The 19,739-nt window shown below is 70.8% G+C and carries 18 protein-coding genes; 9 read left to right on the top strand and 9 right to left on the bottom strand.

Annotated features, from left to right (window positions below; all coding sequences use genetic code 11):
• Positions 1 to 163: 163 nt before the first annotated feature.
• On the bottom strand, positions 164 to 586 hold the full coding sequence (locus tag ACWDR3_RS22300) for a hypothetical protein (RefSeq protein WP_450354264.1): 423 nt from the start codon (positions 584 to 586) through the stop codon (positions 164 to 166).
• Between the two features lie 358 nt (positions 587 to 944).
• Positions 945 to 1,538, bottom strand: coding sequence for a DUF4291 domain-containing protein (locus tag ACWDR3_RS22305; protein WP_450354265.1), 594 nt, complete (start codon positions 1,536 to 1,538; stop codon positions 945 to 947).
• A gap of 206 nt (positions 1,539 to 1,744) precedes the next feature.
• Here ACWDR3_RS22305 and ACWDR3_RS22310 point away from each other — a divergent pair, with 206 nt between their 5' ends.
• On the top strand, positions 1,745 to 3,184 hold the full coding sequence (locus ACWDR3_RS22310) for a hypothetical protein (RefSeq protein ID WP_450354266.1): 1,440 nt from the start codon (positions 1,745 to 1,747) through the stop codon (positions 3,182 to 3,184).
• Positions 3,185 to 3,259: 75 nt separating this feature from the next.
• Here the strand turns inward: ACWDR3_RS22310 and ACWDR3_RS22315 are convergent, their stop codons facing one another.
• Positions 3,260 to 4,378 (bottom strand): hypothetical protein, encoded by a 1,119-nt coding sequence (locus ACWDR3_RS22315; RefSeq protein ID WP_450354267.1) that lies wholly within the window; start codon positions 4,376 to 4,378, stop codon positions 3,260 to 3,262.
• A gap of 293 nt (positions 4,379 to 4,671) precedes the next feature.
• Between ACWDR3_RS22315 and ACWDR3_RS22320 the strand changes: the two genes are divergently transcribed.
• Complete coding sequence (locus ACWDR3_RS22320; RefSeq protein WP_450354269.1) at positions 4,672 to 5,826, top strand: cystathionine gamma-synthase; 1,155 nt, start codon at positions 4,672 to 4,674, stop codon at positions 5,824 to 5,826.
• 59 nt (positions 5,827 to 5,885) lie between these two features.
• On the opposite strand, the gene ACWDR3_RS22325 is transcribed toward ACWDR3_RS22320, so the two are convergent.
• The 3 genes from ACWDR3_RS22325 to ACWDR3_RS22335 all read right to left on the bottom strand — a co-directional run bounded on the left by ACWDR3_RS22325 (position 5,886) and on the right by ACWDR3_RS22335 (position 7,343).
• Complete coding sequence (locus tag ACWDR3_RS22325; RefSeq protein WP_450354270.1) at positions 5,886 to 6,134, bottom strand: hypothetical protein; 249 nt, start codon at positions 6,132 to 6,134, stop codon at positions 5,886 to 5,888.
• A 25-nt stretch (positions 6,135 to 6,159) separates the two neighbouring features.
• The gene (locus ACWDR3_RS22330; protein ID WP_450354271.1) at positions 6,160 to 6,663 is read right to left on the bottom strand and encodes a sigma factor-like helix-turn-helix DNA-binding protein; all 504 of its coding nucleotides are present in this window, start codon (positions 6,661 to 6,663) and stop codon (positions 6,160 to 6,162) included.
• 173 nt (positions 6,664 to 6,836) lie between these two features.
• On the bottom strand, positions 6,837 to 7,343 hold the full coding sequence (locus tag ACWDR3_RS22335) for a MarR family winged helix-turn-helix transcriptional regulator (protein WP_401714403.1): 507 nt from the start codon (positions 7,341 to 7,343) through the stop codon (positions 6,837 to 6,839).
• Between the two features lie 163 nt (positions 7,344 to 7,506).
• Here ACWDR3_RS22335 and ilvA point away from each other — a divergent pair, with 163 nt between their 5' ends.
• From ilvA to ACWDR3_RS22350, 3 genes are all read left to right on the top strand, one after another.
• Entirely contained in the window at positions 7,507 to 8,736 is a 1,230-nt protein-coding gene (gene ilvA / locus ACWDR3_RS22340) for a threonine ammonia-lyase (protein WP_450354272.1), read from the top strand.
• Between the two features lie 171 nt (positions 8,737 to 8,907).
• Entirely contained in the window at positions 8,908 to 9,954 is a 1,047-nt protein-coding gene (locus tag ACWDR3_RS22345; RefSeq protein ID WP_450354273.1) for an ATP-binding cassette domain-containing protein, read from the top strand.
• Positions 9,951 to 10,808 (top strand): ABC transporter permease, encoded by an 858-nt coding sequence (locus ACWDR3_RS22350; RefSeq protein WP_401713590.1) that lies wholly within the window; start codon positions 9,951 to 9,953, stop codon positions 10,806 to 10,808. The genes ACWDR3_RS22345 and ACWDR3_RS22350 overlap by 4 nt, the downstream gene beginning before the upstream one ends.
• 63 nt (positions 10,809 to 10,871) lie before the next feature.
• Here ACWDR3_RS22350 and greA read toward each other — a convergent pair whose 3' ends face one another.
• A complete protein-coding gene (greA, locus tag ACWDR3_RS22355; protein WP_123998068.1) occupies positions 10,872 to 11,372 on the bottom strand; it encodes a transcription elongation factor GreA in 501 nt (166 codons plus the stop codon).
• Positions 11,373 to 11,584: 212 nt separating this feature from the next.
• Entirely contained in the window at positions 11,585 to 11,983 is a 399-nt protein-coding gene (locus tag ACWDR3_RS22360) for a DUF4307 domain-containing protein (RefSeq protein WP_450354274.1), read from the bottom strand.
• 128 nt (positions 11,984 to 12,111) lie between these two features.
• Between ACWDR3_RS22360 and mca the strand changes: the two genes are divergently transcribed.
• Both mca and ACWDR3_RS22370 read left to right on the top strand, forming a co-directional pair.
• Positions 12,112 to 12,972: a mycothiol conjugate amidase Mca gene (gene mca / locus ACWDR3_RS22365; RefSeq protein ID WP_450354288.1), complete on the top strand. Its 861-nt coding sequence runs from the start codon at positions 12,112 to 12,114 to the stop codon at positions 12,970 to 12,972.
• Positions 12,965 to 13,234: a hypothetical protein gene (locus ACWDR3_RS22370; protein ID WP_450354275.1), complete on the top strand. Its 270-nt coding sequence runs from the start codon at positions 12,965 to 12,967 to the stop codon at positions 13,232 to 13,234. The genes mca and ACWDR3_RS22370 overlap by 8 nt, the downstream gene beginning before the upstream one ends.
• A gap of 210 nt (positions 13,235 to 13,444) precedes the next feature.
• On the opposite strand, the gene ACWDR3_RS22375 is transcribed toward ACWDR3_RS22370, so the two are convergent.
• Positions 13,445 to 16,645, bottom strand: coding sequence for a tetratricopeptide repeat protein (locus tag ACWDR3_RS22375; RefSeq protein ID WP_450354276.1), 3,201 nt, complete (start codon positions 16,643 to 16,645; stop codon positions 13,445 to 13,447).
• A 180-nt stretch (positions 16,646 to 16,825) separates the two neighbouring features.
• Here ACWDR3_RS22375 and ACWDR3_RS22380 point away from each other — a divergent pair, with 180 nt between their 5' ends.
• A complete protein-coding gene (locus tag ACWDR3_RS22380; RefSeq protein WP_450354277.1) occupies positions 16,826 to 17,560 on the top strand; it encodes a hypothetical protein in 735 nt (244 codons plus the stop codon).
• 30 nt (positions 17,561 to 17,590) lie between these two features.
• Positions 17,591 to 19,624 (top strand): thioredoxin domain-containing protein, encoded by a 2,034-nt coding sequence (locus tag ACWDR3_RS22385; protein ID WP_450354278.1) that lies wholly within the window; start codon positions 17,591 to 17,593, stop codon positions 19,622 to 19,624.
• Positions 19,625 to 19,739 lie beyond the last annotated feature (115 nt).

The raw sequence follows: 19,739 nt of genomic DNA on the forward strand, positions 1-19,739 counted from the left end.
CGGCCCTTCTGGCTCGGCGAGTTGGTCGCCGAGTTTGTCACATGGGGTCGCGCTGCGGCGGAGGTGGCAATGGCTGCTCCAACGAATGAATGAGGGAGCAGCGATACGGCTGCATGCCGCTGGAGCGAGACAGGAACTCACGCTCCGCGTCGAGGCCTGGCGCTCATGCCGGTGCGGTCTTGTAGCGCGCCATGATGTTCAGGAGCAGATCGAGGCGGGCGCGCACGCGGCTGTTCACGTTTCCCTGGACGCTCACGGACACCTCGGAACCTCCCACGGACCGGGCGAGTTGGAGATCCACGCGGCTGTGTCCGACGAGGGGGTACACGTACCAGGCTGAGCGGGGCTGTTCGTCGTCGGTGTCGGAGAGTGCCGTTTCGATGGCCAGCCAGTCGCTGTCGTCGAAGTCGTAGGCCACTTCTGCGGCGAGGGATTCACAGAAGGGGCGGAGGTTGTCGCCCCAGATCCAGCCCTGCGCGACGGTCCTGCTGCGAGAGGCATCGGCCAGGGAATCCAGGGAGTCGAGGTCTTCGTACAGGGCATCCATCGCTCGGTGCGTCAGCTCGCCGGCGGGGGTTGTCTCCATGAGAACCCAGCCAGGCATCCGCTTCCGAAGGCCGGCGGGCAGGTCGTCGCTGTCCGGGTCCGCCAGTCGATACAGGACGCGGAAAGTCGTTTCCCGGGCTACGGCGCGAGCGATGTGTTCCATGTCCCCCGTGTGATCCACGGCCCGGGCTCCTTCGGCATCAATGGCGTCGCGAAGGGAGCCGATCGAGGCGGTGTCCCAGGCCTGGATGTCTTGCGACAGCGCTCGCAGGAGCCGGTACCGGGCCAGTTGAGGGAGGTCCTCCTCGACTTCTGAGTCCGCCCAGCTCTGAGGGTCCTCGGCACCGAGAGCGGCGAACAGCTCTGCGATCTTCGCGGCTGTCGGGTGAGCCGGACCGTCATTCCATGAGGTGGGCAAGGGGTTCCTCTCCGGCGGGATAGGGGAGTTCCTGGGGCAGCAGTCGGGCGGCGGAGTCCAAGTCCCCACCACTGACGAGGGCGTGGATCTCGTGGGCGAGCGGGGTCACGTCGCGGATGGCGACCGTCCACTCGTCCGCATAGCGTCGTGCAGCCTCACCGGAGAGACCCATTTGCAGGGACCGGTACGGCAGGGGCTGGAGGTGCAGGTCCCGCTCGGGATCCCACTGGACGCGGGTGGGCGCGCGCTTCAACTGGCGTTGCCAGGTGGCTCGGTCGGGGTGCACTCCGCGGACGTAACTCGACAGACATGCGTTGCGCAGCGCCCACTCGAATCCGTCACGGCTGATCTCGACAGCGAGGACGGTCTCCTGCCCTTCCTTGGCGCCCCAGCCGCACCGGTACATCATCCACAGGAACGACGGCTTGATCCACGTCATCCTGTCCCGCTTCCATGCCCCGGGGAAACGGCCCTCGCGGGCGGCGGGCAGGCCGATCTCGGGGGAGTACGCCTGGTAGACGGTGATCGTGGATTCCGAGTAGGCCGCGCGGATCCTGTGTTGCGGTTCTTCCATGGCGTACAGCGTGGGGTCGGTCGGGTCGGGCGGCCACTGAATTTCGCATCGGCAGTGACGGTCGGCGTTCGGCGGTCCTCTGCCGGTCACAGACTCGGGTCAGCCGGTAGAGCGGTAGAACATGATCACCGACATTGACCCCGTATACCCGACCCGCGCACAATCTCCGGACCCGCGACGGCCGTTGGCGAACAGGAAGGCACCCCATGAGTGGAGAGCGCGGTCACCGTGAGACCGTCGTCGCGATCGCGCGGAATCCCGCGGCACCGGCCGACGTCCTGATCCGGCTGCTGTGCGAGGAGGCCGAGGCGGCGCGGGACGCGTTCGCCTGGCGGGCCCTGCCGGACGAGGTGGTCGACATCATCGTCGCGCACCCCGACCGCAGGGTGCGGAGCCTGCTCACCGAGAACGTCTCGGTACCGGCGGAACAACGCGCCAGGCTCGTCGACGATCCCGATCCACATGTCCGCCTCGGTCTGGCCATTGGGCCTGACTGGTTCCGCATTCCTACGCCCCCACTGCCCCTGTCCGCGCAGCGGCGCCTGCTCGCCGATCCGGAACCGAAGGTCCGCCGAAACGCGGCCTTCTGTCGGCACACGGCTCCGGACCTGGTCGCCGGGCTCGCCGGCCATCAGGATGCGGACCTTCGTCAGGCGGCCTGCCGCGCGTGGGCCCTGCTGTCCGAGGACGCCCGAAGCCGTCTGCTCCGGGACGCTGATGACGGAGTCCGCCGGGCGGCCATGGTCAAGGCCTGCCGTGACGACGCGGCCACCACGGACCGTCTTCTCGACGAAGGGATCGACGGCCTCCACCGGTGGGATGTGATCCGTCACGGCGCCATGAGCACGGCGACCGCCGTCCAACTCGCCGCAAGCACCGAAGCGGAGGACCGGCGGGCGCTGGCGACCAACCTCAACGTTCCCATCGACATCGTCCGGCCCTTGGCGGAGGACGACGCGCACAGCGTACGGCTGGCGATATCGGTACGCCCCGAACTGACGGAGTCGGAACGCGGCGCCATCGACGTCACCATCAGCCCGTCCGACCGACTCGATCCCGTCGAATGGGTTCGCCTCTGCGCCGACGCTGATGTCTTGCGCCGGTGCGCCAGGTCGGCCAACACACTGCTTCGGCGCAGCGCCGCCTACAGCCCCCACCTGCCCGCCGACGCCATCGAGTTGCTCTCGAAGGACGACGACCACCCCGTACGACTCCTGTTGTGCGAGAACCAGCCCACCGTCGACGGCGAGGTGGTGCTGCGGACGTATCTGGAATGCCGAGTCATCACCAGGGGCGCTCTACTGGCCCACCCGAACTTCCCGCGCGTGGGCAGCGGGCGACGCTTCGCCGAAGACCCGGATCCGGAGAAGCGACGGCTGGCGGCGCTGGACCCCGAAGCGCCCGTCGCCACGCTGGTCAGGTTGCTCGCCGACCACGACGATCGTGTACGTGCCATGGCGGCCGCGCACGCCGCACTGCCCGTCGATCTCATCCTCGACTGCTGCGAGAACCCGGAAATCGCCTCCAGCGCCCTCAGCAATCCGAGCCTGCCCGTGGAAGCCATGCACCGATACCTCGACGCAGCGGGTATCCCTCCCAACGGGACTGCAGGCGGCGGGAATTCCGGCGCGGAGATCGTCCAGTAGCCCAGTAGCCCAGTAGCCCAGTAGCCCAGTAGCCCAGTAGCTCAGGAGCCCAGTGGCCCGGCAGTTCGCCGGAGGTCAGTGCGGCAGCGTCGCCGGGCTCCCGCCGTTCGCCTCGTAGCCCGCCACCGCCAGCGCCCGGTAGACCGCGAACTCCGCCGCCGGGTCCGCGGACAGGGTCCAGGGGAGTGCGCCCACGTGGCCGTCTATGTGGACGAGTTGGTTCATCGCCTCCGACCAGCGTTCGGCGCGGACCAGGAAGAAGACCAGCATGTGGCGTACGTGCGCCAGCATCGGGTCGTCGGGGCGGGCGGCGTGGACCGCGAACAGCGCTCCGTGTATCGCCTTGGTCACCACTTCGCTCTGGTAGAAGCTGCTGACCATGTTCACCTCGGGCAGGTGCTCGAAGACCGCGAACAGGGGCATCGCCGCGAGGAGTGAGCCCTGCGGTGCGCGGGCCGCGGCCGCCTCCGCGAAGGAGTTCGCCAGGGTGCGCGAGCCGTGCCACTTCTCGCACCAGTAGTGCAGCGCGGCCAGGTGCGCACCCATGTGCGCCGGCGCCCGGTCCAGGATCTTCAGCCACAGCTGCTCGAACTCCGACTGCGAGTAGGCCAGACCGCGCGCCACCGACAACTCGACGATGTACGGGATCGGATCGCCCGGCGCGAGCAGCGCCGCGTCGCCGCACGCCGACCTCGCCTCCTCCATGATGATCCGGAACTCGTCCGTGCCCGGCGTCGACGTACGCCACGCCTGCTGCACCAGGAACTCGGCGTGCACCGCCGCGCCGCCTGCATCCTTGGGATGCTCGGCCCGCCACACCCGCAGCCACTGACCGCCCGGCGTCTCGCTGACCCCGCCCGGCCGCTGCCGCAGCTCCAGCGAGGCCGCCCCCGCGAACGCCTGCACCCGCTGCCAGCGCAGCTCACCCGCCGCCTCCGTGCCGGCCAGCAGTTGCTGGGCCGCGCGGTAGTCGTGCGTGCGCTGCACCAGGTCCAGGACGTCCAGCAGATCCTGGTCGGGGCCGGGCATGCGGACGTCCAGCTCCTCCTCCCGCGCGAAGCCGTAGTTCGCGGGGTCGGCGGCGTCCGGGTGGCCGGCCGGGACCTGCTCGATCATGCCCCGCCTGCGCCGCAGGAAGGGCAGCAGCACGAAGCCGAGCAGGACCGCCGCCATCAGGACCCAGAGAATCTCCATGCCACAAGGGTTCCAGACGCCGCCGACAAATGGCGAACCGGTCACCGGACCTGTGGATAACTCCGCGCAGGTTGCCGCCGCAGGTTGCCGACGCCGGTCACGCCGCGAGCCGCTCTCACGGCAGCGTCCCCGCGCCCCGCGACAGCGTCCCGCGCTCCCGCGCCCTCCTTCCGGCAGCGCCCCTACGAACCCGCCCCGCGAACCCACCCCCCACCGAGGGAAAACCCCGCAGTACCCCACCTCACGCCCCGCCGTCCGTCATCCGTTCCGCGAGCGCACTACGCTCGGGACCCATGAGCGACAGGCACATCAGTCAGCACTTCGAGACCCTCGCGATCCACGCGGGCAACACCGCCGACCCCCTCACCGGTGCGGTCGTCCCGCCGATCTACCAGGTCTCGACCTACAAGCAGGACGGCGTCGGGGGCCTGCGCGGTGGCTATGAGTACAGCCGCAGCGCCAACCCCACCCGGACCGCCCTGGAAGAGAACCTCGCGGCCCTCGAGGGCGGCCGCCGCGGTCTCGCGTTCGCGTCCGGACTGGCGGCCGAGGACTGCCTGTTGCGTACGCTGCTCAGCCCCGGTGACCACGTGGTCATCCCCAACGACGCGTACGGCGGCACGTTCCGGCTGTTCGCGAAGGTCGTCGCGCGGTGGGGCGTGGAGTGGTCGGTCGCCGACACCAGCGATCCGTCCGCCGTACGGGCCGCCGTCACCCCGAAGACCAAGGCCGTGTGGGTGGAGACCCCCTCCAACCCGCTGCTCGGCATCACCGACATCGCCGCCGTCGCGCAGATCGCGCGGGACGCGGGCGCGAAGCTCGTCGTCGACAACACCTTCGCCACGCCGTACCTCCAGCAGCCGCTGGCCCTCGGCGCGGACGTCGTCGTGCACTCCCTGACCAAGTACATGGGCGGTCACTCGGACGTCGTCGGCGGCGCGCTGGTCACCGCCGACGAGACGCTCGGCGAGGAGTTGGCGTACCACCAGAACGCGATGGGCGCGGTCGCCGGGCCCTTCGACTCCTGGCTGGTGCTGCGTGGCGCCAAGACGCTGTCGGTGCGCATGGACCGGCACAGCGAGAACGCCACGAAGGTCGCCGACATGCTCGGCCGGCACGCGCGCGTGACGAACGTGCTGTACCCGGGCCTGCCCGAGCACCCCGGCCACGAGGTCGCCGCCAAGCAGATGCGGGCGTTCGGCGGCATGGTGTCGTTCCAGGTCGCGGGCGGCGAGGAGGCGGCCGTCGAGGTCTGCAACCGTGCCAAGGTGTTCACGCTGGGCGAGTCCCTGGGCGGCGTCGAGTCCCTGATCGAGCACCCCGGCCGCATGACGCACGCGTCCGTGGCCGGCTCGGCCCTGGAGGTGCCCGCCGATCTCGTACGCCTCTCCGTGGGCATCGAGAACATCGACGACCTGCTGGGGGATCTGCAGCAGGCGCTCGGATAGCAGGTCGGGCCGGGCCGGCGCGCGGCCCGGTCGATCGGCCGCCCGTTCACCGGCCCTGTTCACCACCCCGTCAGCGGTGGAGTCGTCTCCGAAGGCGGCTCCACCCACGGGCGGGCCACCATGGCCCACACGAAGAACGCGACCGCCGCCGAGCACAGCAGCAGCCAGAACAGCCGTCGGGCGACGGTCCTGCGGCGCAGCATGCGACCGCCGCGGCGCATCACCTCCGGATACAGCTCCGGCGGCACCGGGGGCGGGGTCTGCTCCATGACCCGCCGTACGGAGGCCTCACGTTGGGCCCGGTTCATGGGAGTCTCCCGTCGCCGCTGTCCCTCATGAGGACACCACCTTCGCCGGACCGACCGTCGGTGCCGGCCCCCGCGGCGGATGCAGCATCGTCGCCGTCGCCCGGTCGCAGATCGTGCGGACGCGTTCCGTCGGCAGGCCGAGCAGGGCCGCCGTCTGGGCCTCGGCGACGCCCTCGTACAGCCTGAGGACGAGGATCAGGCGTTCCTGCGGCGCGAGTACGGCGAGGGCGCTGTCGGGGTGCGGGCGGGCGCGGCCGAAGGCGCCGTACTGGTGCCAGGCCGCGCGGGCGAAACGGGTGGCGAGGTACTGGCGGGTGTGGTCGTAGGGGTCCTCGCCGCGCAACCGGTGCCAGCGCGCGTACGTGTGCGCGAGGGCGAGCGTCAGCAGGCGCCGCGCGCGCGGGTTGTCGTCGGGCGCCTCCGCCGTGAGCAGCGTGGCGGCATGCAGGAGCCGCCCTGCCGCGCCCGCGACGAATGCCTCGAACTCCCGGGCCCGGCGGGCGCCTTGGGACGCCTGCCGTTGTCGCACCGCGCCTCCCGCCCTGACGCGACCCTGAGGACAGGGGCCCGGTCGCCTACGGGATGCCGACCCGCCTGCGACGGGACCCGGTCTCATATGAGGCCAGCGGTGGCCCATCGGTCAAGGGCTCGGCGGACACCCGCGTGATCCGGAGGAAACCGTGCGGCACGCGCGCGAGGACGTCACGCCTCCGACGGGCCGTCCGCGCCCGGGAGGCCCTGCGTCGCCATACGGGTGGAGAGCGCGGTGTTGAAGCGCGTGAGGAGCGTGCAGAACGCCTCGCGCTCCTCCGGTGCCCAGTCGTGTGTCAGCTCGGCCATCAACTGACGCCTGGAGGACCGTACTTCGTCCAGCCGCGCCAGCCCGCGCGGGGAGAGCTGGAGCACCACGGCACGCCCGTCCTCGGGGTGCGAGGTCCGCTTGACCAGCCCGGTGTCGACGAGCGGAGCCACCTGCCGGGTGACCGTCGACGAGTCGATGCCCATGCTCGCGGCGAGTGCCTTGACGCCCATGGGCCCCTCCTTGTCGAGGCGGTTGAGCAGCAGATACGCGGCGCGGTCCATGGAGTTGCGCACCTGCCCGACCCCACCGAGCCGGGTCTGTTCGGCACGGCGGGCGAAGACCGCCACCTCGTGCTGCAACGTGTCGAGGAGACCGATGTCACCGACGGTCGTCATGTCCATCGACATTTCAGGTGTTGTGGGCATGGCCGGAGGCTCGCTTCATGAAAGGGGCGCTGGATTGGGGGACAGAGTACGCGGCCGGGACGCGGGTCGTACCGGCGCTGCGCAAACCAGTCTCGGAGGTTGGTCACAGAGACGGCGTGAGGCTGTGAACTGCGATGCTTGAGTCATGAGCTACAGCACGGCTGACTCCTTTCGGCCCGTGACCCTCGACGATGTGCGCGGCGCCCAGAAGATGCTCACGGGCGTGGCGCGGGTGACGGCGATGGAGGGGAGCAGGCACCTGTCCCAACTGGTGGGCGCCCCGGTGCACCTCAAGTGCGAGAACCTCCAGCGGACCGGATCCTTCAAGCTGCGCGGCGCCTACGTGCGGATCGCCGGGCTGCTGCCCGAGGAGCGGGCCGCCGGGGTGGTCGCGGCGAGCGCCGGCAACCACGCGCAGGGCGTCGCCCTCGCGTCCGCCCTGCTCGGCGTGCGCGCGACGGTGTTCATGCCGAAGGGCGCCCCGCTGCCCAAGATCAGCGCCACGCGTGAGTACGGCGCCGAGGTGCGCCTGCACGGGCACGTGGTCGACGAGACGCTCGCCGCCGCCCAGGCGTACGCGGCCGAGACGGGCGCGGTGTTCATCCACCCCTTCGACCACCCCGACGTCATCGCCGGTCAGGGCACCGTCGGCCTGGAGATCCTGGACCAGTGCCCGGAGGTGCGCACGATCGTCGTCGGGATCGGCGGCGGAGGCCTGGTGGCCGGGCTCGCGGTGGCGGTGAAGGCCCTGCGACCCGACGTGCGGATCGTGGGCGTGCAGGCGGCGGGCGCGGCGGCGTACCCGCCCTCGCTCACGGCCGGCTGCCCGGTGTCGATCGAGCAGCCCGCGACCATGGCCGACGGCATCAAGGTCGGGCGTCCCGGCGAGGTGCCGTTCGGGATCGTCCGCGATCTGGTGGACGAGGTCCGCACGGTCACCGAGGACGAGCTGTCCGCCGCGCTGCTGCTCTGCCTCGAGCGGGCCAAGCTGGTCGTCGAACCGGCCGGCGCCAGCCCGGTCGCGGCGCTGCTGAGCGATCCGCGCGGCTTCGAGGGACCGGTCGTCGCGCTGCTGTCCGGCGGCAACGTCGACCCGCTGCTGCTCCAGCGCATCCTGCGCCACGGCATGGCCGCGCAGGGCCGCTACCTGGCCGTACGTCTGCGTCTGACGGACCGTCCCGGCGCCCTCGCCTCGCTTCTCGGGGCGTTGTCAGTGGTGGACGCTAACGTCCTCGATGTGAGTCACGTACGGACCGATCCCCGGCTCGGGCTCACGGAGGCGGAGGTCGAGCTGCACCTGGAGACGAAGGGGCCCGAGCACTGCGCCGAGGTCGGCCGGACCCTGCGCGAGGCGGGTTACACGGTCATCGACTGAGGCCGCCTCAAGCGGAACGCTCGGTTCATCAATCCTTCGTCACTCGATCGGGGAAATCCCGTTGAGAGACGCGATACATCGCGTTATGGTGTGTCTCGTGTCGGCCATCAGGCGGAACGAAAAACGCAAAACTAGGCTTCTCGAAGAATCCCCGACGACGTGGAGACTGATATGCCAGGCGCCATCTATGCCGAAGGCCTGGTCAAGACCTTCGGAGACGTAAAGGCACTGGACGGCGTCGACCTCGATGTCCCCGAGGGCACGGTCCTCGGCCTGCTCGGGCCCAACGGCGCGGGCAAGACGACGACGGTCCGCTGCCTGACCACCCTGCTGCGCCCCGACAGCGGCAAGGCCGTCGTCGCCGGGCTCGACGTGCTCAAGCAACCCAACGAGGTACGGCGCTCCATCGGCCTGTCCGGACAGTTCGCCGCGGTCGACGAGTACCTGACCGGCCGCGAGAACCTTCAAATGGTCGGCCAGCTCTACCAGATGAAGTCCAAGGCCGCGCGGGCCCGGGCCGACGAACTGCTCGACCAGTTCGGCCTCACGGACGCGGCCGACCGCACCGCGAAGACCTACTCCGGCGGTATGCGCCGCCGGCTCGACCTCGCGGCGGCACTCGTCCTCTCGCCGCCCGTGATGTTCATGGACGAGCCGACCACCGGCCTCGACCCGCGCAACCGCCAGATGCTGTGGGAGGTCATCAAGCAGCTCGTCTCCGGCGGTACGACCCTGCTGCTGACCACCCAGTACCTGGAAGAGGCCGACCACCTCGCGCACGACATCGCGGTCGTCGACCACGGCCGGGTGATCGCCCGCGGCACCTCCGACCAGCTCAAGGCCCGCACCGGCGGCGAGCGCGTCGAGGTCGTGGTGCACGAGCGCGACCACATCCCCACCGCCCGCGAGGTCCTGACCGGCTTCGGCAAGGGCGACGTCACCGTCGAGGACCACACCCGCAAGCTCACCGTCCCCGTCACCGGCGGCGCGAAGCTGCTCGCCGAGGTCATCCGCGAACTGGATGTGCGGGGCATCGAGATAGATGACATCGGACTGCGCCGCCCCACCCTCGACGACGTCTTCCTCTCCCTGACGGGCCACGCGGCCGAGGTCGAGGACGAGGAGAACGGCGCGAAGGCGGACGCCAAGGGTCGCAAGCAGACCGACGCCAAGGACCACAGCCGGCAGAGCAGCCCGCAGAAGGAGACCGACCAGTGAGCGCCGTCACCGAAGCCGCCCCGATCGCGGCTCCCAGCAACCCGCTCGGCCAGTCGGTCCGCGACTCGCTGGTCATGGCAAAGCGGAACTTGATTCGCATGTCCAGAATTCCCGAAATGGTAATTTTCGGGCTTATTCAGCCCATCATGTTCGTGGTGCTGTTCACCTACGTCTTCGGCGGTTCCATGCAGATCGGCGGCAGCACCAGCGCCACCGACTACAAGAACTTCCTGATGGCGGGCATCTTCGCGCAGACCGTCACCTTCGCCACCGCCAGCTCCGGTGCGGGCATCGCCGACGACATGCACAAGGGGCTCATCGACCGCTTCCGTTCGCTGCCCATGGCGCGCGGCGCGGTGCTCACCGGGCGGACGCTCGCCGACCTGGTGCAGACGGCGCTGACCCTGCTCGTCCTCGCCGTCGTCGCGCTCCTCGTCGGCTGGCGGGTGGGCTCGGACGGCGGCACGAACGCCGGCAAGGTGCTCGGCGCCTTCGGCCTGCTGCTCCTGCTCGGGTACGCGTTCACCTGGATCGGCGCCCTGATCGGCCTGTCCGTGCGGACCCCCGAGGCCGCCACCTCCGGCGGACTGATCTGGCTCTTCCCGGTCACCTTCATCTCGAACGCGTTCGTGGACACCAGCAACATGACCCCGTGGCTGCGCCATGTCGCCGAGTGGAACCCGTTCAGCGCCACCGTCCAGGCCAGCCGGGTGCTGTTCGCCAACCCGGGCCAGTCCCCGTCGGACGCCTGGCCCATGGTGCACCCGGTCTGGGCCTCGCTGATCTACTCGGCCGTGATCATCGTGATATTCCGGACCCTCGCGGTACGCAAGTACCGCTCGGCGACCGCATGACAGCGCCCCCGGCGTCGCGGGGACGCCGGGGGCTCACGTTCGGCAAAGGGCGGGTCGGCCGGGTCAGCCGTTGTACGGCTCGGCCTTGAGGATGGTCACCGAGGCCATCTTGCCGTTGGGCAGCTCGTACTGCGCGACCTCGCCGACCTTGTGGCCGATCACGCCGGAGCCCAGCGGGGACTGCGGCGAGTAGGTCTCCACGTCCGAGCTCGCGTACTCGCGCGAGGCGAGCAGGAAGGTCGTGGTGTCGTCCTCGTCACCGTCGAAGGCGATCGTCACGACCATGCCGGGCGCGACCGCGCCGTCCGCGGACGCCGGGGCCTCGCCGACCTTGGCCTTCTCCAGAAGCTGGGTCAGCTGGCGGATGCGGAGCTCCTGCTTGCCCTGCTCCTCCTTGGCCGCGTGGTACCCGCCGTTCTCGCGCAGGTCGCCCTCCTCGCGAGCGGCCGCGATCTTCACGGTGATCTCGGCGCGCGCGGGACCAGACAGGTACTCCAGCTCGTCCTTGAGCTTGGTGTACGCCTCCTGCGTGAGCCAGGTGACGTCTTCGCTGGTCTGGGTCACAGGTGCTCCTCGTAGGTACTGGGAATACAAAGCATCGCCCTACCCAGAAGAATGTTCCTTCATGGAAGGGCGAAACCACGAGCCTAACAATTCAGCGGCGCAAGGGGGAGGACATAAACCATCAGAATCACGTCAACGCAGGTCAGGCGGTACGTATTCAGGGTGACGCCGGGCGGCGTCGGCCGGCGCCGGGGGAGAACCGGGCCGCGGTCTCAGCTCGGGTGACAGCCCAGCAGCTCGGCCGTGGTGCCCCGTGAGGTCGTGCGGAGGGTGACGACCTTGTCGATCCGGGTGGCGTGGCCGGTGAAGCGGAAGTCGGCCCGGCCCACCTCGGAGCCGTTCGCCGCCTGCGAGCGGATCGTGCAGTACCCGGTGGCGTCGGCGTCCTTGCGGACCTCCAGGTGCACCTGCACCGAGTCCGCGCCCGCGTCGAAGGCGATCACCTCGCCGCTGATCTTGCTCTCGGCGACGTAGTGGTAGGCGAAGTAGCCGATCAGGGCGAGCAGCAGGGCGCCGAGCACGGCCCCGGCGATCTTGAGCTTGTGGTCGGCGCGCTCGTCCGAGGAGCGGCCGTAGCGGCCCTCCGGCAGTCGCGTACTCGCCGTACTCATGATCGTCCTCTCGGCACCGGAATTATTCGCCCTCCGATTCGGTCACTATAGAAGCCGCCGATCGCGCCCGAAGACACCGGGGGCGCCGACTGACCAAGGATTGAGTCTTGACTGACCAGCTGCGACTGATGGCCGTGCACGCCCACCCCGACGACGAGTCGAGCAAGGGCGCGGCCACCATGGCGAAGTACGTGTCCGAGGGGGTGGACGTGCTGGTCGTGACCTGCACGGGTGGGGAGCGCGGCTCCATCCTCAATCCGAAGCTGCAGGGCGACAAGTACATCGAGGAGCACATCCACGAGGTACGCAAGAAGGAGATGGACGAGGCCCGCGAGATCCTCGGCGTCAAGCAGGAGTGGCTCGGGTTCATCGACTCCGGGCTGCCCGAGGGCGACCCGCTGCCGCCGCTGCCCGAGGGCTGCTTCGCCCTGGAGGACGTGGACAAGGCGGCCGGGGAGCTGGTGCGGAAGATCCGCGCGTTCCGTCCGCAGGTGATCACCACCTACGACGAGAACGGCGGCTACCCGCACCCCGACCACATCATGACCCACAAGATCTCGATGGTGGCGTTCGAGGGCGCGGCGGACACCGAGACCTACCCGGAGTCGGAGTTCGGCCCGGCGTACCAGCCGCAGAAGCTCTACTACAACCAGGGCTTCAACCGCCCGCGCACCGAGGCGCTGCACAACGCGCTGCTGGCGCGCGGCATGGAGTCGCCGTACGAGGACTGGCTCAAGCGCTGGAGCGAGTTCGAGCGCACGGAGCGCACGCTGACCACGCACGTTCCCTGCGCCGACTTCTTCGAGATCCGGGACAAGGCGCTGCTCGCGCACGCCACGCAGATCGACCCGGACGGCGGTTGGTTCCGGGTGCCGCTGGAGCTTCAGCGGGAGGTCTGGCCGACGGAGGAGTACGAGCTCGCGAAGTCGCTCGTGGACACCTCCCTCCCCGAGGACGACCTCTTCGCGGGCATCCGCGACAATGCCTGACATGAGCGCAAGCGTGAGCCTGGCAATGACACACCTCGTCCCCCTCGCCGAGGTGGACGAGAACAAGGTCACCCCCGGTGTCCTCGGCTTCATCGTCTTCGCGGTGATGGCCCTGGCGGTGTGGGCCCTGATGAAGTCGATGAGCAAGCACATGGGCAAGGTCGACTTCAAGGAGACGTCAGCCTCCGGCGAGGAGGCGGACCCGACCACGGCCGAGGCCTCGCCGGCTGGGGCGACCGGAAAGACGTCGGACAAGGCGTAGCCGCCGAGGAGCCGATGGCCCTGCCGGGCAGACGGCGGTGCGGAAACGGGACGGGACCGGTGGCAGCTGCCGCCAGACCTGCCGCCGTCCCGCCCGCGACGGCGTCGGCGGCACGGGGTCGGGCTGGCCGGGCGGGCCGGGGCAGGCCCGCCGTCGCCCTGCACCGCCCGCTCCAGCCGTCACCCGTTCACTCCTGTCAGCCGACGGCCGTCACTTCGCCGCCCCCACCGCCACCCCCATGACCTCCCGCGCATGTCGGCTCGGGACCATCCCCAATCGCCATGCCTGCCAGCCCGTCTCCAGGCTGATGCCTCGTTCCAGCAGGAGTTGGTACGTGTCGACGTAGTCGTCCAGCTTTTCGTCGCGCAGGGGGTGGCCGGTGCGGGAGAGCTGGGCGAGGTCCTCCTGGGCTACCGCCGTGCCGACGTCGACGCCGCCGGGGGCCGCGTACGGGAGCAGGGTGCAGCGCAGGAAGCGGGCCCAGTCCTCGCCGCGGCGGTCCGCGTACGAGGTGAAGAGGGCGATCGCCTCGTCGCACAGGGCCAGGGCCTGCTGGGTGCGGTTGTTGCCGGCGTCCACGACGACCAGTTCCAGGCAGGTCCAGGCCTCGCCGTGGGTGACGCCGATGCGCTGGAAGTCGGCGCGGGCGTCGACCAGGAGCTGGCGGGCGAAGCCGGAGTTGCGCAACGAGCCGGTCTGGGCGGCCCGTTGGTCGCGGGTGACGCGGGCCGAGTGGTGGCGGGCGCAGGCCAGGCCGTAGACGTCCCGCATCCGGGAGAACATCGTGCGGGAGCGCTCCAGTTCGCGCACCGCCCGGTCCAGGTCGCCCGATTCCTCCAGGGCCTGGCCCAGGTAGTAGACCGTCCATGCCTCACCGCGCGCGTCCTCGTTGTCGCGGTGCCGGGCGGCCGCCTGGCGCAGGCCCTCCACCGCGGGGGACGGGTCGCCGTCGACCAGCCGGGCCCGGGCCAGTTGAGTCAGCGCCCAGGCCTCGCCGCGGGCGTCGCGGGTGCGGCCGTACCGGTCGAGGGCCGCGTGCAGTTCGGTCTCCGCGCGCGGTACGTCGCCCATGCGCAGGGCGAGTTGGCCGAGCTGGAAGTGGGCCCAGGCCTCGCCGTGCACGGACTCGCCGGCGCGGTGCAGGACCAGGGACTCGGTCAGCAGCCGCATCGCCTCGGCGACCTGGCCGCGGTCGCGTTCCACCGCCGCCAGCGCGTGCATCGTCCAGGCGCGGTCGGTCGCGAGTTCGGCGGGTGCCTGGAGGGCGAGTGCCTCGCGGAGCTTGGCGGCGGCCTCGGTGAGGTTGCCCTGGTGGTGCAGGGTGATGCCGAGCGAGCACAGGGCGCGGGCCGCGCCCGCGTCGTGATGGGCCTCCATGTAGAGGTCGACGACGGAGGCGAGCGTGGTCCGCGCCTTGTCGAGTTCGCCGAGCTGACGGGCCGCGATGCCCGTGCGCCACTGCACCGAGCGGACCAGCAGCCCCTGGTCCACGGCCTGCGCCAGGTCGCTGATCTCGCCCAGGCGGTAGAGGTCGCCGCGCAGCAGGCAGTAGTCGCACAGGGCGCCGAGCAGGTTCAGCACCGCCCCCTGGTCCACGCCCTCCGCGTGCCGCAGCGTCGAGGTGATGAAGCTCGACTCGTCGTCCAGCCAGCGCAGCGCCTCGTCCAGGGACGTGAAGCCGTGCGGGCTGAAGCGGTCCGAGCGGGTCGACATGTTGCCGTCGACCAGCCGCAGCACCGAGTCCGCGAGGTCGGCGTAGCTCACGATCAACCGTTCCTGCGCCGCCGTGCGTTCGGCCTGTTCCTCCTCGTCCAGGAGGCGGGCGTGGGCGAAGGCGCGGACGAGGTCGTGCAGGCGGTAGCGGTCGCCGCGCACATGGTCGATCAGGCCCGCGCGGGAGAGCGCGGTCAAGTGACGTTTCGCCTCCGACTGGTCGGTCGCCAGCAGCGAGGCGGCCGCGGCGGCACCGAGCGAGGCGCGCCCCGCCAGGGCCAGTCGGCGCAGCAGCCGGCGGGCGGGGTCCGACTGGTCGGTGTAGCGCAGCCACAGCACCCGCTCGACCGGTTCGACGGGGCCGTACGCCCCCAGATCCGTGGCGAGTTGGCGCGGTGAGCGCGGGCCGAGGGAGGAGCCCGCGATGCTCAGGGCCAGCGGCAGCCCGCCGCACAACTCCCTGATCAGGTCCGCCGATTCGGCGTCGTAGGGACCCGAACTGTCCTGTGCCGCCGACTCCAGCAGCTCCTCCGCGCCGGCCGGGTCGAGGGCCTGGACCGGCAGTTGGTGCACCCGGGCCGGCAGGTCGGCGGGCAGTTCCATCGGGTGCTCGGCGGTGACCAGGACCAGACTGTCGGAGCGCTCGGGGACGAGGGTGCGGACCTGCTCCAGGTCCGAGGCGTCGTCCAGCACGATCGTCACCGCGGTGCCGGTCAGATGCTGGTGGTACAGCTCGCTCAGCCGCTTGACCTGCTGGTCGGGGGAGGAGCGCTCGCGGAACAGCAGTTGTTCGCGCGGTGCGCCGAGCCGGTTCAGCAGGTGCAGCAGGGCGTCCCGGGTCGGCAGCGGCTGCTCCTGGCCGCCGCCGCGCAGGTCGACGACGCAGGCGCCGCGGAAGTAGTCCTTGAGGTCGTGGGTGGCGCGCACCGCGAGGGTCGTACGTCCGCTGCCGGGCGTCCCGTGCAGCACGACCACCGTCGGCAGGGTCTCGGTGCTCGCGCGCGAGGCCTGCACCCACTGCCGGATCCGGCCCATCTCCGTCCGGCGCCCCGCGAACGCGCCCGAAGGGTCGGGGAGTTGGGCGAAGGACTGGGCGAGCACACTGCGCCCGCGGGCCGCCGCGCTCTTGTCGGTGCCGCGCAGTTGCGGCCCCGGCTTCTTCTTCGGACCGGTGGACGCGGCGAGCACGCGCTGCTGGTCGAGGAACGGACGGATGCCCCGTACCTCAAGGGCGGTCAGCCACTGCAAGCGCAGCTGTTCGGCGCCGCCGGGCTGGCTCTCGGCACCCGCTCGGTGGTGCGCGGCCGGGAGATGGGAACCGGCGACCTTCACCACGGTCGCGGCGGCGCCCACCACGCCGACGGTCACGCCCGCGCCCAGCGCCGTCCCCGTGCCCGTACCGAGCGCGAGGTCCGCGACGGCCGCCGCGACCGCGGCAACGGCCGCCACCAGCAAGGGAGTTCCGGCGCCTTCGCGCGCGTACCGCTGGCCGAAGGTGAGCTTGCCGGCCGCCGCCTCCTCCAGCGCGCGGGTGTAGGCCCCGTACTCCTCGGCGGCGGTCTCCGCCATCGCGTCGAGCGCGCCACGCGAGCGCGACAGCAGCACGCTGCCGTCGGTACGGCCGCCGGAGCGCCGCACCTCTTCCTCGACGGCCCGGGCCAACAGCCGTTCGGCGTCGGCCCGATGGCTGTCCCGCATGTCACGTCCCCCTCCGACGACAACTGCTTTCTTGGTCAAGTGTGCTGCGGACGGGGCCCGGGGGCGAGAGGGCGAGCGGTCCGCGAATCGCGGTGGAGGGTTTGTGAATTCGTTCTGTGTGCCCGCTGAGTGGTTATCGTGATCGCCGACATCGCATGGAATTGACGGGGAGAAGAGAACATGAGCGCGGACAACGGGACGCCGTACCCGCCGGCAGGTCCACCGCCGAGCCCGTACCTGGGCCCACCGACGGTTCCGCCGCAGGGGCCACCGCAGGGACCACCGCCCTCGCACCCGCCGCGCTGGGCCTGGTGGGTGGTCGGGATCGTCATCCCGGTCGTGGGCATCATCATCACGATCCTGGTGGGCCGGCCGAACTCGTCGGACGACAACGGCGACCGGAACGTGCAGTCGGGGCCCTCCACCCCCGTGCAGTCCAGTGGTGCCGGTGCGGGACAGGGCGGCGGCAAGACGCAGAGCAGCCCGCCGCCGGCGGCCGACGCGGAGAAGTGGCAGAAGGTCTACGGGCCCGCCAAGGTGACGGCCGAGAAGAGCATCGCGGGGACGTACGTCGAGCTGGACACCCCGAAAAAACCCCTTGTGCTGAACGGCGGAGGCGACGGCGCGGACCTCGTCTTCGGGTCGGCGAACGGCGACCCGTCGATCAACCTCCCCGCCAGCGCGAACAACCTGGCTCCGTTGCCCGACACCGGCAGCGCCCCCACGGCCGAGGCATGCGCGGAGAGCGTGGACCGCAACGGCAGCTACAGCGCGTCACCCGTGAAGCGGGGCGAACAGTACTGTCTGCTGACCGGCGAGGGCCGCATCGCCTACCTCAAGGTCGTCACGATGCCGGACGGCGGCGTCGGCGGCGGAATCCTCGACGTGACCGTCTGGCAGACGCCTGCCGCGTGACCCGGGGGGTCCTGCGGCAGGATGGACACCATGCCGAACCGACTGGCCCATGAGACGTCGCCGTACCTCCTCCAGCACGCGGACAACCCCGTCGACTGGTGGCCGTGGTCGGCCGAGGCCTTCGAGGAGGCCCGCAAGACCGGGAAACCGGTCCTGCTGAGCGTCGGGTACAGCAGCTGCCACTGGTGCCACGTCATGGCGCACGAGTCCTTCGAGGACCGGGCCACCGCCGAATACCTGAACGAGCACTTCGTCAGCGTCAAGGTCGACCGCGAGGAACGCCCCGACGTCGACGCCGTCTACATGGAAGCCGTCCAGGCCGCCACCGGCCAGGGCGGCTGGCCCATGACCGTCTTCCTCACGCCGGAGGGCGAACCCTTCTACTTCGGTACGTACTTCCCGCCCGCGCCCCGCCAGGGCTCGCCGTCCTTCCGGCAGGTCCTGGAGGGCGTCCGCGCCGCCTGGACCGACCGGCGCGACGAGGTCGCCGAGGTGGCCGGCAAGATCGTGCGGGACCTCGCCGGGCGGGAGATCTCCTACGGCGACTCGCAGGCACCGGGCGAGGAGGAGCTGGCCGGCGCGCTGCTCGGCCTCACCCGCGAGTACGACCCGCAGCGCGGCGGATTCGGCGGGGCGCCCAAGTTCCCGCCGTCCATGGTCGTCGAGTTCCTGCTCAGGCATCACGCCCGCACGGGAGCCGAGGGCGCGTTGCAGATGGCCCAGGACACCTGCGAGCGGATGGCGCGGGGCGGGATCTACGACCAGCTCGGCGGCGGCTTCGCCCGCTACTCCGTCGACCGCGACTGGGTCGTCCCGCACTTCGAGAAGATGCTGTACGACAACGCCCTGCTGTGCCGCGTCTACGCGCACCTGTGGCGCTCCACCGGCTCCGAGCTGGCCCGCCGGGTCGCCCTGGAGACCGCCGACTTCATGGTCCGTGAACTGCGCACGAACGAGGGCGGGTTCGCCTCCGCGCTGGACGCCGACAGCGACGACGGAAGCGGGCGGCACGTCGAGGGCGCGTACTACGCCTGGACCCCGCGCCAGTTGACGGCCGTCCTCGGCGCCGAGGACGCCGAACTCGCCGCGCAGTACTTCGGCGTCACCGACGAGGGCACCTTCGAGCACGGCTCCTCGGTGCTGCAACTGCCGCAGCAGGAGGGCGTGTTCGACGCCGAGAAGGTCGAGTCGGTCAAGCGGCGGCTGCTGGACGCCCGGGCCGAGCGGCCCGCCCCCGGCCGGGACGACAAGGTCGTCGCCGCCTGGAACGGCCTGGCGATCGCCGCGCTGGCCGAGACCGGCGCCTACTTCGACCGCCCCGACCTGATCGAGGCCGCCGTCGGCGCCGCCGACCTCCTGGTCCGCCTGCACCTGGACGAGCAGGCCCGGCTCGCCCGGACCAGCAAGGACGGCCAGGTGGGCGCCAACGCGGGCGTCCTTGAGGACTACGCCGACGTCGCCGAGGGCTTCCTCGCGCTCGCGTCCGTCACGGGCGAGGGCGTGTGGCTGGAGTTCGCCGGGTTCCTGCTGGACCACGTACTGGCCCGGTTCGCCGATCCCGACAGCGGTGCGCTCTACGACACCGCCGTGGACGCCGAGCGGTTGATCCGCCGGCCGCAGGACCCCACCGACAACGCCACGCCCTCCGGCTGGACCGCCGCCGCCGGTGCTCTGCTGAGCTATGCCGCCCAGACGGGCGCCCAGCCGCACCGCGCCGCCGCCGAGAAGGCGCTCGGCGTGGTGAAGGCGCTCGGCCCGCGGGTGCCCCGGTTCATCGGCTGGGGGCTGGCGGTCGCCGAGGCGCTCCTGGACGGGCCGCGGGAGATCGCGATCGTCGGTCCGGCGCTGGACGACGAGGCGACAAGGGCCCTGCACCGCACGGCACTTCTGGGTGCCGCGCCCGGTGCGGTGGTCGCCCTCGGGGTGCCGGAGAGTGACGAGTTCCCGCTGCTGGCGGACCGCCCGCTGGTGCAGGGCGCACCGACCGCATACGTCTGTCGTAACTTCACCTGTGACGCCCCGACCACCGATGGTGACCGCTTGCGATCCCTGCTGAGCAGCTGAAACGACAGAAACGGAATGAGTGGGCACGGACCCTGTGTGGGCATTGTTCACAGGGAGGGCCCGTTGTGACGAAACGCGCTCTTCATCGAAAGCTCGTGCGCACTTCACAGATCCC

This window comes from Streptomyces sp. NPDC001002 (assembly GCF_053599215.1).